This window comes from Nostoc flagelliforme FACHB-838, from assembly GCF_014698065.1.
GTDB lineage: Bacteria > Cyanobacteriota > Cyanobacteriia > Cyanobacteriales > Nostocaceae > Nostoc > Nostoc flagelliforme_B.
On the sequence record NZ_JACJSI010000017.1, the window covers coordinates 76445 to 96816 of the forward strand.

Annotated in this window: 15 protein-coding genes; 14 read left to right on the forward strand and 1 reads right to left on the reverse strand. The window is 39.9% G+C overall.

The genetic code is table 11. The features are described 5' to 3' along the window. Nucleotides 1–254: 254 nt before the first annotated feature. The gene (locus tag H6G97_RS11650; protein ID WP_190940766.1) at nucleotides 255–1661 is read right to left on the reverse strand and encodes a response regulator; all 1407 of its coding nucleotides are present in this window, start codon (nucleotides 1659–1661) and stop codon (nucleotides 255–257) included. A 751-nt stretch (nucleotides 1662–2412) separates the two neighbouring features. Between H6G97_RS11650 and H6G97_RS11655 the strand changes: the two genes are divergently transcribed. From H6G97_RS11655 to H6G97_RS11720, 14 genes are all read left to right on the forward strand, one after another. Continuing rightward, on the forward strand, nucleotides 2413–3087 hold the full coding sequence (locus H6G97_RS11655) for a vWA domain-containing protein (protein WP_190940767.1): 675 nt from the start codon (nucleotides 2413–2415) through the stop codon (nucleotides 3085–3087). A 49-nt stretch (nucleotides 3088–3136) separates the two neighbouring features. After that, the gene (locus H6G97_RS11660) at nucleotides 3137–3919 is read left to right on the forward strand and encodes a PP2C family serine/threonine-protein phosphatase (protein WP_190940768.1); all 783 of its coding nucleotides are present in this window, start codon (nucleotides 3137–3139) and stop codon (nucleotides 3917–3919) included. Nucleotides 3920–3976: 57 nt separating this feature from the next. Further along, nucleotides 3977–6145, forward strand: coding sequence for a tetratricopeptide repeat protein (locus H6G97_RS11665; RefSeq protein WP_190940769.1), 2169 nt, complete (start codon nucleotides 3977–3979; stop codon nucleotides 6143–6145). Nucleotides 6146–6470: 325 nt separating this feature from the next. Beyond that, nucleotides 6471–7244 carry a glucose-1-phosphate cytidylyltransferase gene (gene rfbF / locus H6G97_RS11670; protein WP_190940792.1) on the forward strand — a complete coding sequence of 258 codons (774 nt, stop codon included), beginning with the start codon at nucleotides 6471–6473 and terminating at the stop codon, nucleotides 7242–7244. Between the two features lie 101 nt (nucleotides 7245–7345). Then, nucleotides 7346–8560 (forward strand): L-2-hydroxyglutarate oxidase, encoded by a 1215-nt coding sequence (lhgO, locus tag H6G97_RS11675; RefSeq protein WP_190940770.1) that lies wholly within the window; start codon nucleotides 7346–7348, stop codon nucleotides 8558–8560. Nucleotides 8561–8933: 373 nt separating this feature from the next. Further along, nucleotides 8934–9962: an NAD-dependent epimerase/dehydratase family protein gene (locus H6G97_RS11680; RefSeq protein ID WP_190940771.1), complete on the forward strand. Its 1029-nt coding sequence runs from the start codon at nucleotides 8934–8936 to the stop codon at nucleotides 9960–9962. A gap of 373 nt (nucleotides 9963–10335) precedes the next feature. Continuing rightward, nucleotides 10336–11343, forward strand: coding sequence for a glycosyltransferase family 2 protein (locus tag H6G97_RS11685; protein WP_190940772.1), 1008 nt, complete (start codon nucleotides 10336–10338; stop codon nucleotides 11341–11343). Nucleotides 11344–11386: 43 nt separating this feature from the next. Continuing rightward, nucleotides 11387–12238: a phytanoyl-CoA dioxygenase family protein gene (locus H6G97_RS11690; protein ID WP_190940773.1), complete on the forward strand. Its 852-nt coding sequence runs from the start codon at nucleotides 11387–11389 to the stop codon at nucleotides 12236–12238. Nucleotides 12239–12490: 252 nt separating this feature from the next. Then, nucleotides 12491–13039 (forward strand): dTDP-4-dehydrorhamnose 3,5-epimerase, encoded by a 549-nt coding sequence (rfbC, locus tag H6G97_RS11695; protein WP_190940774.1) that lies wholly within the window; start codon nucleotides 12491–12493, stop codon nucleotides 13037–13039. Nucleotides 13040–13095: 56 nt separating this feature from the next. Next, a complete protein-coding gene (locus H6G97_RS11700; RefSeq protein ID WP_190940775.1) occupies nucleotides 13096–13599 on the forward strand; it encodes a hypothetical protein in 504 nt (167 codons plus the stop codon). A 128-nt stretch (nucleotides 13600–13727) separates the two neighbouring features. Continuing rightward, a complete protein-coding gene (locus H6G97_RS11705; RefSeq protein ID WP_338421665.1) occupies nucleotides 13728–14498 on the forward strand; it encodes a glycosyltransferase in 771 nt (256 codons plus the stop codon). Nucleotides 14499–14608: 110 nt separating this feature from the next. Beyond that, nucleotides 14609–15922, forward strand: a complete 1314-nt coding sequence (locus H6G97_RS11710; RefSeq protein WP_190940777.1) for an NAD(P)H-dependent oxidoreductase — start codon at nucleotides 14609–14611, stop codon at nucleotides 15920–15922. 346 nt (nucleotides 15923–16268) lie between these two features. After that, nucleotides 16269–17369 (forward strand): glycosyltransferase, encoded by a 1101-nt coding sequence (locus tag H6G97_RS11715; protein ID WP_190940778.1) that lies wholly within the window; start codon nucleotides 16269–16271, stop codon nucleotides 17367–17369. Nucleotides 17370–17476: 107 nt separating this feature from the next. Then, complete coding sequence (locus tag H6G97_RS11720; RefSeq protein ID WP_190940779.1) at nucleotides 17477–19702, forward strand: polysaccharide biosynthesis tyrosine autokinase; 2226 nt, start codon at nucleotides 17477–17479, stop codon at nucleotides 19700–19702. The last annotated feature ends 670 nt before the right edge of the window (nucleotides 19703–20372 follow it).

The window sequence follows — 20372 nt, forward strand, 5'->3', positions numbered from 1 at the left end:
CAAGAATAAACCTTCTAGCGCTTCAAAACTTTCAATCTGTAATTAACCAATAAGTATACTTTTTGAAATGTAGTGCAAAAAATAATTAGCCACAGATGAACGTAGATACTCGTAGGGACACGGCAATGCCGTGTCTTTAATCCTAATTGGATGACCATTAAGTTTGAGTAGCTCTCCTTAATTAAGTTTTCGTCAACTTTTAGATTAGTATTCATTTCCTCACTAGCTCAAAATTTTTAGGTTTTGTGGCTAATTTAAGTCAAATGCATAAAGACTATTTTCAGTAATTCGGCGCGAGTAAAAGGTTTAGTCAAATAACCAGATGCCGCAACCATTTTCGCTTTTACTTTGTCTACAATTCCTTTACTACCAGTCACAAAGATGATGGGAGTCTGTTGAAACATAGAATTATTTCGTATAATTCGACACAACTCATAACCATCAATTCCTAGCATATTTAAATCCAGCAAAATTAAGTCTGGTTTGTGCCTTATAATTGACAAAACGGCTTTTAGTGGATCGTTGATAGTTACTACAAAAAAATTTTCGTTTTCTAAGAAATGGCTAATTTCTTTGAGAATTGTCGGGCTATCATCTACAGAAACGATTTTGTGGACTTTTTGTGCCGTTACAGTAGCCGCCGTTACTCTTTGGGAAGCAGGATTTATGTTATTTGATATTGTTGGTTCCTGAAACTTTTCTTTAGAAGGAGTAGAAATCTGTGGTAATTGCTGAACAGGAGCTATATTCTCTTTAGAAATATCTGGGTAAGAGTTAACGTTGGTACTTAATTTTTCTTTAGTGTTAACTAATTTGGGAATTAATTTCGAGAAAAGCGTAGGCGTAGCCCGTCGTAGATATGGCTCTTCAAAAATCCTTGGTAACTTATCATAAGGTGGATCGGGTTCATGCAAGATAATTGCACCCTGAAGGATGTAAGGGTATAAATTGCGAGCCAGTTGGATTTCATCTTGATTCAAAATTACAGCCAGATGACACAGGCTAAAACCCTTCATCCAATTAGCCAAATCTGGTTGAATATCTGGTAAATCTTGGTTCTCAAGTTTGTTTTTAATTAACAGATAGGGACGTTGATATGGAGAAGAAATCTGGGGAATAAAAGTTTGCCAATTCTGTAATCTTAGTTGGCAATGTTCTAAAATTTTTTCTACATCTAGCCTGCAAATTTTTGGCATTCTATCAAGTGTTTCTTCTAATTCATAAGTACCTTCTTTGATGAGTAAAAATGATTCAATCACCTCTTTAACTAATTCTTGAACTAGCACTGCTGCTTGTGTAGAATGTAGATGTTGTTGACTAACAAGCCATGATATTGCCTGATACTCAAGAGGGCAATTTATCGAATTACTGTCATCTTCGATTAACTGACTGTGTAAATCAGGTTCAAACATTAGCCTGACTTGAACACGAACCTCACTGCTAAGGAGGGGAATTTGATGGCTGAGGCGGCGTAAATGTCGTTCTAGTCGATCAAAGGGTTCCACTGAATGGGTAGCGTAAGTTATTTTGCCCTGTTCTAAGTAAATCGTCCAAGAAGCTGAGTTACTCAATGCTTGTAAACAAGTACTATCGGAGCAATTGGATAACTGTCTTAGCAAACTTAGAGGACGTAGTTTGGTGAATGTACCTGAGTGATTCATATTCTTCAAGTTTTTTTGCGGAATCAACAACCGAACATTTGTAGATTGAAAATATTAGCTATGAAGTATTTTCTTTTTTGTAATATTTTTCTACGCACAAGTTATTTCTTTTAAAATATGTAGATATTTTAAAAAATATTGTTTTTGTAACTTAATTGTTACATTTAGTGTGTTCTACTTAATCTATCTCAAAAAACAAGTAGGTGGGTATGGAATAAAGAAACAATGATTGTGCCTGAACTCACAGTAGGTGCTGCTTACTTCTAAGCTCTACTCAGCTACCGACAACTCTTTACTGAAAACCTTAATAATGACGTTTATTTATGCCCACTCACTTAAAGAAGTAAATTTGATCCCGAATTCGCGCAGTTACACTGGTATACTTCTAAAGTTGATGAGCTTAATTATGGTTAATTGCTGTTCTATAAAGAAACGATTCTTCTACATAAAATCTTTAAAAAGTTATCTAGGAAAGTTTACGTATTTATTGTACTGTAGGTTTAATGGATATAAATTTTTGGTAGATACATTACAACAGGTAATGCTGGGTCTTGATAAACTCTTTTTTGCTAAACTAAGCTGTACTCAAGTTCTTCTTAAATATGTAGAGAACTTCATGAAAATCATTTGTTTAATAAAGATTAGAGCATCTACCACTAGATACTATATTCTATAGTCGCCTAAACGACTGAAATTATATACTCTGAGCAAGGGAAATAAAGCTTTGGACTTTAACATAACACAAAAAGTTATGCACGATACATTAAGACTTGATGAAGTAGTAGAATTTGCTGAGAACCCAGAACCACGTTGTCCTTGTGTACTTTTACTAGACACATCTGGGTCGATGCAAGGAGATCCGATTGAGGCGTTAAATCAAGGTTTACTAAGCTTAAAGGATGAATTAGTCAAAAATTCTTTAGCCGCAAGACGGGTGGAAGTGGCGATCGTGACTTTTGATAGTAATATCAATGTAGTACAAGACTTTGTGACTGCCGATCAATTCAATCCGCCTATTTTGACAGCACAGGGCTTGACTACAATGGGTGCAGGGATTCATAAAGCTTTGGACATAATTCAAGAGCGGAAATCTCAGTATCGTGCCAATGGGATTGCTTACTATCGTCCTTGGGTATTTATGATTACCGATGGAGAACCCCAAGGCGAGTTAGAGCATGTGGTAGATCAAGCAGCCCAACGCCTACAGGGAGATGAAGCAAGTAAACGTGTAGCATTTTTTACAGTTGGTGTAGAAAATGCGAATATGACGCGTTTAAATCAAATAGCCGTGCGTACTCCCTTAAAGCTCAAAGGACTAAATTTTATCGAGATGTTTGTCTGGTTATCAACTAGTATGTCAGCTGTTTCTCATTCCCAGGTGGATGAACAGGTAGCACTACCGCCGATTGGTTGGGGAACTGTTTAATTAAAAATCGCAGCTTGATGTTAAACACCTGGCTGCTAAAAAAAAATCTATGAACATATCAAAACAGATTGCTCAATGGCGGATTGTGGCTGCGTCTGTATGTGGTACAGGTCACTTAAAAAACAATCAATTATGTCAGGATGCTCATCACTGGCAAATATTGTCAGATAATGTTTTAGTGGCAGCGGCAGCAGATGGTGCGGGTTCTGCTAGCCTTGGGAAAGTGGGAGCGATGGTTGCTGTGGAGACAGCAATAGAAAACATTTCAACCATTGGGCTAACCCAAAAAAGTTTGAATGATGATGATTATGTGCGATCGCTCTTAAATGATGCCATACTAGCCGCCAAAAAAGCTGTGGAGGATGAGGCGGCTACTTGTGACAAACAGCCTCAAGATTTAGCAACTACCTTAATTGTGATGGTCGCCACACCAGAAGTTGTGGCTGTGATGCAAATAGGTGATGGTTTGGCAGTAGCAAAAGATCGTATGGGCAATCTGCTGGCACTTACTATACCCGACAGCGGCGAATACATCAACGAAACCACTTTTTTAACTTCGCCTACTGCCTTAGATACAGCGCAGATAAGATTATGGCGTACAGACATAGAGAATGTTGGCATCATCACCGACGGATTACAAATGCTGGCTTTGAATATGGTTGTTGGCGAACCACACAAACCATTCTTTTTTCCGCTGTTTGAATTTGTAGCCAATACCGAGGATAAGACAGTAGCCAAGGAGCAGTTAGTAAAATTTTTACGCTCAGAGCGAATTACGCAACGCACTGATGATGATTTGACACTCATTATAGCCGCATTCAACGACTCGTGAGCAATAAATTTACAGGTTTCACATCTTACAATAACTCCCGTTAGCGGTAATTTTATTATGCAGGTACTACGTTGTTCCCCTAGAAAAGAAATTCTCAGCCTCAATGTTAGTTTGGGGCGTGGTGGTGAAGCTTGTGTTTATGCAGTGCCATCTGATAACAACTTGGTGGCAAAGATTTACCACAAGCCAACCACTGCCCATGCTGATAAACTCCAGGCGATGCTTGCCAACCCACCAGAAAACCCTACGGCTAGTTTGGGGCATATTTCTATCGCTTGGCCAGAGGATTTATTACGGGCAGCAGATGGCAAAAATAGCATCCTCGGCTTTTTAATGCCACGCATTCAGGGGATGCGGCCAATCATCGACTTTTATAACCCCCGAACCCGTCGTCAACACTGCCCCCTATTCAACTATCAGTACCTGCTCCGCACGGCTCGTAACCTAGCGGCAGCTTTTGCAGCTTTGCACGCTAGTGGATATTGTATTGGTGATGTGAACGAGTCAAATATTCTAGTCAGTGACACCGCCCTGGTGACTTTGATAGACACAGACTCTTTCCAAGTACTTGACCCCAACAGCAATGTTGTTTATCGTTGCCCAGTAGGTAAACCAGAGTTTACTCCACCAGAACTACAGAATAAAACTTTTGCCCAACACGATCGCGAAATCTCTCACGATTTATTTGGGTTAGCGGTGCTAGTATTTCAACTCTTGATGGAAGGCACCCATCCATTTTCGGGGATATTTCAAGGTGCTATTGAGCCACCACCCTACGAAGCACGCATTGCATCGGGTCATTTCACTTACAGCGAAAAGCGGTATGTACCATACTTACCCACACCTATTGCGCCTCCTTGGGAAATTCTCCATCCCAGCTTACAGGAACTATTTATTCGTTGTTTTGAAGATGGTCACACCAACCCACTGCTGCGCCCCAGTGCCCAAACTTGGCTCTCAGCAATAGCTGAAGCCGAAGATTCCCTGATTACCTGCACGACAAATCCCCAGCATCGCTACAACAACCACATGCGTAGCTGTCCGTGGTGTGAACGTACCGTGCGATTAGGCGGACGCGACCCCTTTCCATCACATCGAGCCATAGAAGCTAAAGAACATCTACAACCGCGAATCAAACGAAAAAAACAGTATACTCAGACACCACGTTTTCCACAGCGAGCCACATCACCGCAGCTAAGTAATTATTGGCAGCCAGTAATTACTCCCAGTGGTTCATCTTATAAACCTGCCAAAAAGTCAAGATTGTACCCGATTATTTGTTGTTTGCTGGGTTTTGGTTTGTTGGGATATGCGGACATAATGATTAAATTCACTCAGCCGTTGGTTTCCCAAAATGCTTACACCCAACAAGCATTGAAATCTCCCCAGACAAATAACAAACTCAGCTTCGCTGATTCTTATCAGCAAGGTTACATTGCTTATCAAGAGCGAGACTATGACAAAGCAGTTGTTAGCTTTAGTGAAGCAATTGAACAAGAACCTACACACGCCAGAGCAATTGTAAATCGTGGCAATGCCCGCTATAACCTAAAAGACTACGAAGGAGCAGTTATAGATTATAGTCAAGCTCTCAAAATCAAGCCCAATCAAATTAAAGCTCTTGTAAATCGCGGTAATGCTCGCTATATGCTAGCCGAATATAGTAACGATCCTGATACAGAGTATAACCTAGCGATCGCAGACTATAATCGGGCTATCGCTCTGGATGATAATGAAGTTGAAGCTTATCTCAGACGAGGGATTGTTCGCACCCAAATGGCTAAATATAGCGGTGAATCTCAACAAGATTACAAAAAAGCGATCGCAGATTTTACTCACACAATAAAACTTAATATATCCAAAGCAGAAGCTTACTTTCAGCGGGGTGTAGTCTATTATCAAATTGCTCAATATAGCAGCAATTATGAGCAAGAATATAATCAAGCGATCGCTGACTTTAACCAAGCATTAACCATAAGCCCCAGATTAGCAAAAGTGTATCTCAAACGAGGTATGGTTCGCTATGAACTGGCACAATATGGCGGTAGTGAATCTAACAAAAATCAGACGAAAGCTATCGAAGATATACAGGCATCGGCCAAAATATTTCTTGAGCAAGGTGATATGGATAATTATCAGCAAGCACTCAGTAATATGTGTGTAGTCATAGAAAACAAATGTGACCCTTTATTCCAAGGCTCAAGTAATGCCGAAAAAACTAACTAGAAACAAGTAATTTTTGTTACTGAAATATTATTGGTTTTGATTGGAAAATCAAGCCTGACTAGGGTTAGCTCCAGCTAACCCTAGTTATTTTATTGGTGATATTTGTATTTAATTAAGTGATTTATTTTCATGTTTATAGATATTCATAGAGCTTTTATATAGAAAAGATTTTAATTTATCTTTCCTTTATAATTATGCCGAAAAATACAGTTAGATTATTGACGGAGAAAGAGAAATCAGAAATAAATTTTCTCCCTCCAAGTGCATCCTCTTCATGTCGAAAAAGTCAAATAATCATATCCCTACAAATCTCCGAGGTAATTGCATGAAAGCGGTGATTTTGGCTGGAGGTCTTGGTACACGCCTCAGTGAAGAAACTAGTATCAGACCTAAGCCGATGGTTGAAATTGGTGGTAAGCCAATTCTCTGGCACATTATGAAAACTTACTCAGCCCACGGCATTAATGACTTCATTATTTGTTGTGGTTACAAAGGTTACATAATTAAAGAGTATTTTGCTAACTACTTTTTACACATGTCAGATGTCACCTTTGACATGAGATTTAACCAGATGAATGTGCATTCTGGGTATGCTGAACCCTGGCGTGTCACCTTAGTAAATACGGGTGATAATACCATGACAGGCGGACGTTTAAAACGAATCAGCGAACATCTTGGTAATGAAACTTTTTGCTTTACTTATGGTGATGGTGTAAGTAATATTAATATCACCGAGCTAGTTAAGTTTCATAAACAACAAAATAGCTTAGGAACACTCACAGCTGTTCAACCAGCCGGACGTTTTGGTGCTATTTCTTTAGGATATGAGCAAACTAAAATCACCAGCTTTCGGGAAAAACCTGAAGGTGATGGAGCTTGGATTAATGGCGGTTATTTTGTGTTAGAACCAGAAGTAATCAACTTAATCGCTGATGACTCTACCGTATGGGAGCAAGAGCCATTAGAAAAGCTCGCTGATATGGAACAGCTATCTGCTTTCAAACATGATGGTTTTTGGCAGCCAATGGATACTTTACGTGATAAAAACTATCTGGAGGGGCTATGGAAGAACAATCAGGCTCCTTGGAAAGTTTGGTAGAAAGAAAGTTGGGATGGAGCAGTAGGGGATAAGGGGAATAACCAATGCCCCATGCCCCATAACTTTATAGATTTACTGTAATTTCAAGTACAATAATACTAATGTATGATTTTGCGATTATAGGTGGGGGAATAGTTGGACTATCGACAGCGTTGGCTTTAGGAAAACGCTATCCCAATGCCCGTATTTTAGTACTAGAAAAAGAAGGCCAATGGGCATTTCACCAAACGGGCAATAATAGCGGGGTAATTCATTCTGGTATTTACTACAAGCCAGGAAGTTTTAAAGCGAAATTTTGTCGTGATGGTTCTCGCTCGATGGTAGAGTTCTGTCAAGAGCATGATATTGAACATGAAGTTTGTGGTAAGGTAATTGTGGCAACTGAAGCACAAGAACTACCACGCTTAGAAAATCTTTACCAACGCGGCTTAGACAATGGCATAGAAGTCCAGAGAATCAGCCCGGAAGAAGTCAAAGAAATTGAACCTCATGTAAGGTGTGTAGGTGGAATTCGGGTATTCTCTACTGGTATTGTTAATTACAAGCAAGTTTGTTTGAAATATGCCCACCTAATTCAACAGCAGGGTGGGGATTTACACCTAAATACAAAAGTTCTGAAAATCTCTCCAAGTGGTAAAAATCAGGTACTGCAAACAAACAAGGGTAACTTTGAAACCCGCTTTGTAATTAATTGTACTGGATTGCATAGCGATCGCACCGCCAAACTAGGTCAAGTTGAACCCCAAGCCAAAATTGTCCCATTCCGGGGAGAATATTACGAACTCACCCCAGAAAAACGCTATCTGGTCAAGACATTAATTTACCCAGTACCCAATCCAGATTTCCCATTCCTGGGTGTCCACTTTACCCGGATGATTGATGGTAGCGTCCATGCAGGGCCAAACGCGGTTCTGTCGCTCAAACGCGAAGGTTACAAAAAAACCGACTTTGACTTACGCGATTTTCTGGAAGTCATCACCTATCCTGGTTTTTGGAAGTTAGCAGCCAAACACGCTGATGAAGGCATCCAAGAAATCATTCGTTCTTTTAGCAAAGCAGCCTTCACCAGAAGTTTGCAAAAACTAATTCCCGAAGTCCAAGCAGAAGATTTAGTTCCCACTCATGCAGGAGTCCGCGCTCAAGCCTTAATGAACGATGGCAAGCTTGTAGACGACTTTTTGATTGTTTCTGGTCAAAACTCCATTCATGTTTGCAATGCTCCTTCACCGGCTGCCACATCTTCTCTAGAAATCGGCAAAGCACTAGTTACTCAAATTCCCCAACTCTCGCATCTAGATAGTGCAGTAAATGCATAGATAACATAGTTATTACTTCCGGGCTGCTGAATAAAAGGATGAATCTTGTATAGTGGACATCTTTACCAGCCTGGAAATACAAGGGACGGGTAAAAAGTGTAGTGCATCAATTCAAGAATCGCTATAGAGCGCTGCTACCCAATGAGTTAGTCGGCAAACTATGTAATGACTGTTAGCCGACTGACCTAACCCCCTTGCCTATTAGCGTTGAGGAGTAAGATTCAAAGCCTTTCTCACCGAGAGAGGTCGAGTTATTGCATAGACGCGAAAAATATAGCACTTCCCTTTTAGATGCGACACGCTATAGGGCACACATCTGTGCGTCCTTACTAAACGAAAAATTTAACTCATCAATACAAAGGAATTAACCACAATGAAAATATTAGTAACTGGAACAGAAGGCTATCTTGGTTCATTATTACCGCCTCTGTTAATCGAACGGAGACATGAAGTTATTGGTCTAGATACCGGCTTCTATAAAGTTGGTTGGCTGTACAACCCTAGTGGAGTGACACCCAAAACCCTCAACAAAGATATCCGCAACATTACCCCTGATGATTTGGAAGGTATTGAAGCCATAGTTCACATGGCGGAACTCTCCAACGACCCAGCTGGACAATTAGCACCTAATATTACATATGAAATTAATCATGTAGGTTCAGTTCGTCTGGCTAATCTAGCTAAGACTATGGGTGTGCGTCGCTTCGTATATATGTCTTCGTGCAGTGTCTATGGTGTTGCTACCGCAGGTGATGTCACAGAAGAATCTGCGATTAACCCTCAAACAGCCTACGCAGAATGCAAAACTCTTGTAGAGAGAGATGTCAGACCACTCGCTGACGATGACTTTTCTCCCACCTTTATGCGGAATGCTACAGCCTTTGGTGCTTCCCCTAGAATGCGCTTTGATATTGTTTTAAACAACTTAGCAGGGTTGGCATGGACTAGCAAAGAAATCAAAATGATTAGTGATGGTACACCTTGGCGGCCATTAGTCCACGCATTGGATATTTGCAAAGCAATAGTCTGCACCTTGGAAGCACCACGGGACATTGTACATAACCAAATTTTTAATGTTGGAGATACAGCAAACAATTATCGCGTTAGAGAAATTGCAGAAATTATTGCTGATGTTTTCCCAGATTGTAAATTGTCCTTTGGTGACAACGGCGCAGATAACCGCAGCTATCGGGTATCCTTCGAGAAAATCAACACAATCTTACCCGGATTTAAGTGTGATTGGAATGCCCAACTTGGTGCCCAACAGTTATTTGATTTATTCAGTCAAATACACATGGCTGAAGATACATTCTTGTTTAGAGGATTTACCCGTTTAAAACAGCTAGAGTATCTGATTCGTACCGAGCAAATTGACAAAGATTTCTTCTGGAACAAAAAGTAGCTAGATTGGCTATTAGTGTGTAAAGAAATAATTTAATTAGAGGAAATATTCGTAGTTCTAGTGCAAAGTACGAACCAATTAAAAGCTAAAATTACACACTAATAGCATCAATGTTTTTGAAAAAAACAAATTTGCTGCCGGGCTGCATCGTATAGAAATTTACATTACATTTGGAGAAAAAGTTAAAGAAACAAAGCACAAGCTATTAATTATTTAATTATTTGAATAATTAATAATTGTTGAAAAATAACTAAAAGGCGTATCTACTTGATAATCATGCGAGCGCATCAAAAAAAATAGACTAAAAAGCAACTTATTAACTAAGAAGCTACTACTACTACCAATTATTCTTAACTACAGAATTGAGCTTAATATGAATAAATTGCTGACTATTGCCATTCCTACATTTAATCGTGCTGGGTTACTTGATAAACAGTTAGCATGGCTAGCTCAAGCAATTAAAGGTTTTGAACATGATTGTGAAATTTTAGTTTCTGATAATTGTTCAACAGACAAAACTCAGGAGGTGATTCAAAAATGGCAATTAATACTTAGCAATATTACATTTAAGTCCAATAAAAACCCTCAAAATTTAGGCGTTGTCAAAAATATTATGTATTGCCTAAATTCTACAACAACAAAATATGTTTGGACAATCGGTGATGATGACCCGATTCAAGATATAGCTATTGCTTATGTAATTAGTAAACTCAAGCAACATGAGGATTTATCACTATTATTCCTTAACTTTTCTGGTCGAAACCAAATTACCGGTGAACCAGTTCACCCACCCACAATTGTTGGTAATCGCTGGTTTGATATAGATACTGAAAATGGTGATGGTGATGGTAAAGCTATATTTGAACATTGTTTCTCAAAAAGTGTTGGTGCAGTTATTTTTCTGACTGCTACAATCTACCGCGCTGATTTAGTGAAACGCGCTCTCCAAAATTGGCAAGATGCTGAGAATAACTGGATATCTTTAGCATATTTAGCCGGGTATTGTGCTGCTAATGGTCGTGTAATTGTTACTAAAGAGACTTATTTAGAATGTGTTGTTGGTGTGAGTTATTGGCAGAAAGAACCAAAATCTGCGCTGTTAATGCAATACAAACACATACCCGAAGTGATTTTGAAATTGGAACAGAATGGATATTCTAAGCACTTTTGCAGGCGGATGCTTTTGCAGAACGGTAAGGAAGTCAGCTTGAAAGTTTTCTTGGGTGCTTTAAGAAGATGGCCGATGTCCGCTATCAGAATAGTAGTTCCATTTTTGGCTTTAGTCAGCTTGTGTGCTTTTGATGCGATGGTTTCTAAAGAGTTTGGGTTAACAAAATCATCTGAAATATCTACTCAAGGAGTGCAAGGCTATAAGCCATAACTAAATTTCTGATAAACATACATCAAAAAGAAGAAAATACGTCATGTTGAGTGCAATCAAACGCAAAATATTTACACTATCTTCTGACTTTGAATATTACGTAGCCCGTTGGAAGCATAGCAAAAATCTGCCAGCATTGGAAGGACGCGATCGCAAGATCCTAAATGCTCTCAAAAAAGATGGTGTTTACGTCACAACGCTGGCAGATTTAGAGTTAAACTCTAGCTCAGAACTGCTCAAAGCTGCTTACCATCAATTGTCTCAGACGGAAAATCCCAACAATGATCATCTAGACGAAAGGTTGCCACAAATTTCCACAGTTACAGGTTTGCCAGAATTCTATGCCTGGGGAATAGAGAAAAGACTTCTCAATATTGTCGAAAATTATATTGGTCTTCCTATTGCTTTTCATGGCGTACATTTACGTAAAGATTTCAATAGTAAACATCAGTTTGGGACACTGCTATGGCATAGCGATGCAGAAGACCGTCGGATTATCAAAATCTTTATTTACTTGAATGATGTAGAAGAAAAAACTGGGCCTTTTGAATACATTCCTCGCTCTTTAACTCCCTTATTTAGTTGGAAATACTTTCAACTTTACTACAAACTTTATAAATCAGGCTATATGGGTATCGATGATGAACAAGTAAAACCAGTCATCCCCAAATCAGCTTGGAAATCCTGCCCAGGCCCAGCAGGCACTGTCATTCTTGTAGATACGAAAAATACTTTGCATCACGGCACAGTCCGCACAGAAGACCGATCAGCACTATTCTTGTGTTACACCGCCAACCCCCCCGAAAGACCAGACCTCTGTACCCAGTACTGGGATGATACTTATCCCAGAGCAGAGTTACGTTCTGCATCTGATGCAGTTCAAGTTTCCACTTAAAAGCGTAGATTACTCTCTTTTCGTCAGAAGAGTATCTAATTTAATTAACCGCAGAGGCGCAGAGAACACAGAGGAAGAGAAAGAAGAGTTCATGCGTCAATTCAGCAACGCCAAAATTTATAGGTTTAGGATTGCACAATATCTCTCAAAGTCTCATATCTTTGCGCCCTCTGCGCCTCTGTGATTAGTTTCTTATGTGGCGCAAACACTAAAGTATTTTCTTTACTAAACATTCATTCCAAAGGAATCATAATGATTTTCACTGAAACCGCACTTAAAGACGCATTCATTATTGATTTAGAAGAAAAACCAGACCACCGTGGTTTTTTCGCTCGGTCTTTCTGCGCTCAAGAATTTGAAACACACGGCTTAAAACCAACAGTTGCTCAATGTAACCTGTCTTTTAACTACAAAAAAGGCACTATTCGGGGAATGCACTATCAAATTCTGCCAGCCGCAGAAACAAAATTAATTCGCTGTACTAAAGGCGCAATCTATGACGTAATTATTGATATGCGTCCTGAATCTCCCTCTTTTCTATCATATATTGGTGTAGAACTCACTCCAGAAAACCGCCGTGCTTTGTATGTTCCAGAAATGTTTGCTCATGGCTATCAAGCACTCACAGATGAAACCGAGGTTGTATATCAAGTGGGTGAATTTTACACGCCAGGGTATGAAAGAGGTCTACGCTATGATGACCCATTCTTTGACATCAATTGGCCTCTAGATGTAACTGAAATTTCCGATAAAGATTTAAAGTGGCCTTTATTGAGAATGATGACTGTTGGAGGAAAATAGCTATTTCAAGCCTGTAACTACTCTCTGTTTAACTTCACAATTATAAGAGGTATCAAATGCCAAATAATACTCTATCCCATCTGACTACTTCTATCAATTCGTTGTTAACAAAAGTAGTAAATCGCATTAATTACATCAAAAGCTTAAAGGTTGTTTCACTCAAGCCGAAGCAGCCTTCTAGGGGGAATGTACTTTTTTCTTACCGGATTGAACCATTCCTGTTAAAAGCTGGTCAGTCCATACCCCATGACCATACTTCCTACTGGGAAGTTTGGCAAATGGTGCAAACATTTTTGGATCTTGGTTATAACGTTGATGCCATCCAGTTCTACAATGATGAATTTGTTCCAGAAAAAGATTACGCATTTTTCGTTGATGTCCGTCATCGGATGCAAGAACTAGCACCAAAACTCAATAAAGATTGTGTGAAAATTTTCCACGTTGACATTGCTAATATGGTGTTTCGTAATGCCGCTGAATGCAATAGACATTTAGAACTACAACAACGGCGGGGTATTACTCTTTGTCCACAGCGATATGAAGCAATACGGTTCAGTTAAGCCCAAAAAACTACATTATGTAGGTTGGGTTGAGGAAGGAAATCCAACGTTTTCAAGCCTTTGTTAGGTAACACTAAAGTTCAACCCAACCTACAATTATTCTTAACTGAACCGTATTGCGATATGAAGTGCCGAATTTGGGAATTGAATATGCAGATTATGGCATAGTTTTAGGTAATGAATTTACCATCAATACTTTCAAATACGCAAACCAACCAATTTATCGTGTGCCGCTTTCTAATCCTACTGTCTATCCTTGGCCAGAACAAAAGGATTTTGAAGCCGTCAGAAAAAATTTCTTATGGTTTGCTAGTCATGGGTTTGTTCATAAAGGGCTTGATTTAGTTTTAGAAGCCTTTGCACAAATGCCAGATTTTCATTTAACAGTTTGTGGCCCAATTAGTAAGGAACCAGAGTTTGAAAAAGCTTTTCGTCAGGAGCTTTATGAAACACCAAATATCCATACTTATGGTTGGATTGATGTTATCAGTCCTGAGTTTATGGAAGTTACCAATAATTGTATTGGTACTGTGTTTGTTTCAGCAGCAGAAGGTGGAGCCGGTAGCGTTATAACTTGTATGCATACAGGGTTAATCCCCATAGTCAATTACGAAGCCAGTGTTGATGTGCATGAGGATTACGGTGTGCTATTAAAGAATTCTTTGATCGCAGAAATTCAAGCAGCAGTTAGAAGAATTTCTAATTTGCCTGTAGAAGACCTGAAAAGTATGTCTCAGAAGGCGTGGGAATATGTAAGAGCAAATCATACTAAAGAGAACTTTGCTAAAGTTTACCGAAATACTATAGAGCAAATTATCGAAAACCACAGCCAGAAAAAACAGACATCTAGCAAACAACTGGTTAGTAGCGATGCCTCCGGCGGGCTACGCCTACGCTAACACCAATTAACTATGGAAATGTACTTAATATGTATTTGTAACAAATCATTAAGTGCAAGTTTATAGACAATTTGTATCACAACCAACAGTTCCAAAAAGGAGTTTAGTTCATGATTATTATCGATCGCGCCTTACAAGCCCGTGCAGCAGCAGGAAATCCTATCAAAGTGGGAATGATCGGTGCTGGTTTTATGGGTCGAGGAATTGCCAACCAAATTGTCAATTCAGTGCCAGGAATGGAGTTAGTTGCTATCTCTAATCGCAAGATTGATGCAGCCAAACAAGCTTATTCTGAAGCAGGGATTGAAGATATTCAAGTTGTTGCAACTGTCAGCGAATTAGAAGATGCGATCGCTAACGGTAAGTATGCAGTCACAGAAGACGCTAAGTTACTGTGTCGGGCCGAGGGCATTGATGCATTAATCGAAGTCACAGGTGCAGTGGAATTTGGCGCTCAGATCGTCATGGAAGCGATCGCTCATTGCAAGCATGTGATCATGATGAATGCCGAACTCGACGGCACCATTGGCCCCATCCTGAAAGTGTATGCCGACAAAGCAGGTGTGATTCTCAGCGCTTGTGATGGCGATCAGCCAGGGGTACAAATGAACCTTTACCGCTTTGTAAAAAGCATTGGTTTAACTCCCTTATTGTGCGGTAACATTAAAGGACTCCAAGACCCCTATCGCAATCCCACCACCCAGGAAGGATTTGCTAAACGTTGGGGTCAAAAGCCCCACATGGTGGCTAGCTTCGCCGACGGAACCAAAATTTCCTTTGAGCAAGCGATCATTGCCAATGCCACAGGCATGAAAGTCGCCAAACGGGGAATGTTGGGATATGACTTCAGCGGTCATGTCGATGAAATGACCCAGTTATATGATGTTGAACAACTCAAAGAACTAGGCGGCATTGTCGATTATGTAGTTGGAGCAAAACCAGGCCCAGGCGTATATGTATTTGCCACTCACGACGACCCCAAGCAACAACACTATCTCAACTTATATAAATTAGGCGAAGGCCCACTTTACAGCTTCTATACTCCTTATCACCTCTGTCATTTTGAAGTTCCTTTGTCCGTAGCGCGTGCTGTCCTATTCGGTGATGCCGTTATGTCTCCCCTAGCAGGCCCGTTAGTAGATGTTGTCACCACTGCTAAAATCGACCTAAAAGCGGGAGAAACCTTAGATGGCATCGGCTACTATATGACCTACGGACAATGTGAAAATTCCGATATCGTCCAACAGCAAAATCTTCTACCAATCGGTCTAGCTGAAGGGTGCCGCCTCAAACGAGATATTTCTAAGGATCAAGTCCTCACTTATGAGGATATAGAATTACCCGAAGGCAGACTTTGCGACCAACTACGAGCCGAGCAAAACACTTATTTCGCTCCAGAAAAAATCTTAGTAGCAGTTGGATAATATCGGTTCCAAAAACATTTGCCACAAATGAATTGGCTGTAGGGGTGTACAGCTGTACGCCCCTAATACGTTTCGGATAAGATCCCCCCGCCTGCGGCGACCCCCTTTTTAAGGGGGTGAAAATTACAAAAAGCAAGCCTTTTTAAGGGGAGCCACTGCGGTCTTGGGTCTCCCCAAGTGAAGCAAGTGGCGTGGGTTGGGGGAATCTCCGAAGCCCCTACCAACGTATTTGTAACAATAATTTCGTTAAGAGGATAGAAAGTTATATTGCGGGACACTAAAGTTGTTGATAGTAACTTGCTGGGGAGCGTTGAAACAAACCCGATCAAAACTTTAGGTCAAATTCATGAAAATTGCTCTAGTCCATGATTATTTAACCCAGCGAGGTGGGGCAGAGCGTGTGTTTGAACTGCTTTGTAAACACTATCCCGAAGCAGATATTTTCACATCTTTGTACGATCCCCAAAAAACTATTGATCTAGGCGATCGCATAGTTAATACAACTTTCTTGCAAAAGATTCCAGGGGCAGCAAAATATTTTCGCTCAATGGCTCCTTTATATTTTCCCGCCTTTCGTGCCTTGGATTTACAAGACTACGATTTAATTATTAGCAGTAGCACCAGCTTCGCCAAAGCTGTGCGAAAAAATCCCAATGCTTACCACATTTGTTTTTGCCATAATGTCACCCGTTTCTTATGGGATACAGCAACTTATTTAAGAGAGTACGGAGACTATAGATATTTTGCTCCTATAATTGAACAAGTATTTCAAGTAATGAGAAAGGTAGACCTGAAATATGCACAGGAACCTGATCTTTACATTGCTAACTCTAGTGTTGTTGCCCGCCGTATTGAAAGTATTTATGGCAAAAAGGCAATGATGGTGAACTATCCAATTGATACTAGTAAATTTGTTTTCTCAGATACAAAAGATGAATATTATCTGGCCTCCGCCCGGATGATCAGTTATAAGCGACTTGATATAATAGTCGAAGCTTTTAATTGGTTAGGGTGGCGGTTATTAATATCTGGTGATGGGCCAGAACAAGTACGGTTAAAATCCAAAGCATTAAAAAATATTGAGTTCTTGGGACACGTAAGTGATAAAACCCGCAAAGACTTGTTTTCTAAAGCCAAGTCTATTATTGTCGCAGCTTTAGAAGACTATGGGTTAGTTCCAGTAGAGGCTAATGCTAGTGGCACACCAGTCATCGCTTATGGAGCAGGTGGAGTATTAGATACTCAAATCCCAGGTCAAACAGGAGTCTTTTTCAAAAGACAAACACCCGAATCTCTACAAATTGCATTACTAGAAGCCAACGGCATTTCTTGGGATTACGATCGCATCCGTAATCACGCAGTAGCAAACTTTTCAGAGAATGCCTTCTTTAGTAAAGTTGAGCAAATTATTAACCAAGCTTGTGGTGTGCATCAATTATTCATTTAATTCCTGAATCTCTTTCCACTATAAGAATACCTATTAATGGCTTGTAAAAAAATAGGTATTCTTCGGAGAATCTCTTAGCGTAAGTCTTGAAGACAAGGATAATAAAAGTGGTTCAAAGTAGTCTAAATCCTCATATAACTCCCGTTTCTGAAAGTGAACCAAGTTACGGACAAATGTTTGCCGTATTTGTGCGGAGATTTCCTTGGTTCTTAGCAGTGTTAATTAGTTCTATTGCTATTGCTAGCATTGTAACTTTAAAGACAAAACCTACTTATAAAAGTTCCATGCAACTGCTAGTAGAGCCTAACTATCAAGGTAAGACTGAAGGTGCTGGTTTAGATAACCAATTTACTGACTCTAATGTGGTCATAGATACAGCCACCCAGCTTAACTTGATGCAAAGTTCAGGACTTATTCAAAAAGCAGTTGATAAACTTCAGTCTGATTATCCAGATATAAGTTCAACTGAAATTAAAACTTCTTTGGTCTTAACTCAATTAAGAAGTAAAGAAGATAATATCGCTACTAAAATATTTCAAGTTGAATACACTGCTGGAGATCCAGAAAAGACTCAAAAAGTTCTCGGCGCGATTCGACAAGTTTATGTGGAATATAATAAACAACAACAGAAGTCGCGTTTACAAAAAGGTCTGCAAATTATTAGAGAACAGTTAAGTAAAGCCAGCGAAGAAGTAAACGCGGCTGAGACAAATTTACAAAGGTTTCGCAGAAATCAGAACTTAATTGATCCAGAGTCACAAGCTAAAGCGATTGAGACAGCTTTGAACAATATTGCCCAAGAACGGCAGACAACTCGTGCCCAGTATGGGGAAGCTTTAGCACGCCAAAAATCTTTGGAAGAACAACTTAACCGTTCTCCCCAAAATGCTCTAGTGGCTTCTCGTCTGAGTCAGTCTACTCGCTATCAAGGCTTACTGAACGAAATCCAAAAAAGCGAACTGGCGCTAGCACAAGAACGCTTACGCTTTACAGATGAAACTCCAAGCGTGCAAAAGTTCAAAGAACAGCTTCAAAGCCAGAAGGAGTTATTGCAACAAGAGGTAGGAAGAACTTTAGGCGAAAAATCTGCTGGTGCAATCACTTCGGGAGATGCTCTCCTCGAACGAGGACAACTTGGCCAAATTGATCTCAGCCTAGCTGGTCAGTTAGTGGAAACACAGACCAATATAGTTGCTTTGACTGCTCGCGATCAAACTTTGGCCCAGAAAGAAAACGAACTGCGTTTTGAAATCAAACGCTTCCCGCCTCTGTTGGCTTATTACAATCGGATGCTACCGCAGTTACAATTTAGCCGTGAAAGATTAGAGCAGCTTTTAAGAGCAGAACAGCAATTACGACAAGAACTTTCCAAGGGTGGATTTAATTGGGAAGTTGTGGAAGATCCTCAAAAAGGCACACAATTAGGCCCCAATCTCCAGCAGAACTTACTGTTAGGTGCTGTAGTTGGATTAATGTTAGGAGGCATTGCTGCCTTTATTCGGGAATCGACTGATGATGCAGTTCACACCACTGCGGAATTAGAGAAGCAAATGGCCATGCCATTGTTGGGAACAACCCCCAAGTTACCGCCAGCCAAACCCAAAGAATCAATGATTAAGTTGCCTTTTGGTAAGCCAGAAGTTCTCGCCCCCTGGACAATTCAGGTATTGCAATCTCCACCGCGTTGGGAATCGCTGGATCTGATTTACAAAAACATTGAACTTTTAAATACTGTTACTAACTTAAAATCTTTGATGATTACCTCGGCTTTAGCCGATGAGGGTAAATCAGCTTTGGCGTTGGGTTTGGCAATGAGTGCTGCCCGTTTACACAAAAGGGTACTGCTGATTGATGCCAACTTACGCGATCCCAGCTTGCACGAACAACTTAATCTTCCCAATGAGCAAGGGCTTTCAACTCTATTGGCGAGTGATGCAACTTTACCCAACCAAATTAGCCTTCAATATTCAGGTTCAGCCTACATCGATATTTTGACCGCTGGCCCCAAGCCTGCTGACCCAGCTAATCTGTTGAGTTCCCCTCGGATGATGGAATTGATGGCAGCATTTGAGCAAAGCTATGATTTGGTACTCATAGATGCTCCCCCAGTTCTCGGCTTGGTGGATGCCATGCTTACTGCATCATATTGTCGTAGTGTGGTTATGGTGGCAAGCATTGGTATTGTGACGCGAAGTCAACTTACTCAAGCGACAGCTATGTTAAGTAAGTTAAATCTGATTGGGGTTGTTGCTAATGGGGTATCAAATAGCAGTAATTACGTACCTTATATCAAACAAGAGCAGTTAGCTCTACGTCAAGCTGTAGAAAAGTAGCTAGTAACGCTTTGCGTAATTCGTAAAGGTTTTAGACATTTTAAATGGGCGTAAATCCCCGACTTCTTAGAGAAGTCGGGAATTTTGCGTTTGTAATCAAAATTTAATTTTGTTGCCATCAGGAAAAATTCAGTATATTTATGCTATCTTTATGGGTTATCAGAGAAATTACTGGCTCTTTAAAGAGTAAATAAAGAATTTATTTGAGCGATCGCTATTTCTACATAGTCTTATATTCTAGAGATTAAAGCACTTTCAAAAAGGTTACAAGACAAGAGTAGACTGGTTTATTAAATCTATCGACACAATGAACACCTCAGCGTAATTCAACGTATATATAGGTTCATGAGTAATTTTCCTCTACATTTCTCTACTGTCAGTAGTTCCCGGAAAATCATAATTTACCCATGAATATTAATAGTAAAGTTGTTCGCAATTATTAAGTATATGGTTTAAAACCCCTAACTCCACAGTTAGCTTTATTTCCGGCTGGGGTTTAGACTGCATTTAATATTATGTTCGTTTAAATACTTATTATTTAAGCTAACACAGACAGCTTAAATAATCAGGGATTAAGCATACATGATATCAAAGATAATTACGAATTACGAATTACGAATCTCTCCACCTTTTTGGAGTTACAACAAGATTTGGATTTGGGTCTTTGGCA

Bases quoted from the DNA above. Each gene is read 5' to 3' on its own strand.
- H6G97_RS11650 (WP_190940766.1), bottom strand. From the start codon at position 1,661: ATGAATCACTCAGGTACATTCACCAAACTACGTCCTCTAAGTTTGCTA.
- H6G97_RS11655 (WP_190940767.1), top strand. From the start codon at position 2,413: ATGCACGATACATTAAGACTTGATGAAGTAGTAGAATTTGCTGAGAAC.
- H6G97_RS11660 (WP_190940768.1), top strand. From the start codon at position 3,137: ATGAACATATCAAAACAGATTGCTCAATGGCGGATTGTGGCTGCGTCT.
- H6G97_RS11665 (WP_190940769.1), top strand. From the start codon at position 3,977: ATGCAGGTACTACGTTGTTCCCCTAGAAAAGAAATTCTCAGCCTCAAT.
- rfbF (WP_190940792.1), top strand. From the start codon at position 6,471: ATGAAAGCGGTGATTTTGGCTGGAGGTCTTGGTACACGCCTCAGTGAA.
- lhgO (WP_190940770.1), top strand. From the start codon at position 7,346: ATGTATGATTTTGCGATTATAGGTGGGGGAATAGTTGGACTATCGACA.
- H6G97_RS11680 (WP_190940771.1), top strand. From the start codon at position 8,934: ATGAAAATATTAGTAACTGGAACAGAAGGCTATCTTGGTTCATTATTA.
- H6G97_RS11685 (WP_190940772.1), top strand. From the start codon at position 10,336: ATGAATAAATTGCTGACTATTGCCATTCCTACATTTAATCGTGCTGGG.
- H6G97_RS11690 (WP_190940773.1), top strand. From the start codon at position 11,387: ATGTTGAGTGCAATCAAACGCAAAATATTTACACTATCTTCTGACTTT.
- rfbC (WP_190940774.1), top strand. From the start codon at position 12,491: ATGATTTTCACTGAAACCGCACTTAAAGACGCATTCATTATTGATTTA.
- H6G97_RS11700 (WP_190940775.1), top strand. From the start codon at position 13,096: ATGCCAAATAATACTCTATCCCATCTGACTACTTCTATCAATTCGTTG.
- H6G97_RS11710 (WP_190940777.1), top strand. From the start codon at position 14,609: ATGATTATTATCGATCGCGCCTTACAAGCCCGTGCAGCAGCAGGAAAT.
- H6G97_RS11715 (WP_190940778.1), top strand. From the start codon at position 16,269: ATGAAAATTGCTCTAGTCCATGATTATTTAACCCAGCGAGGTGGGGCA.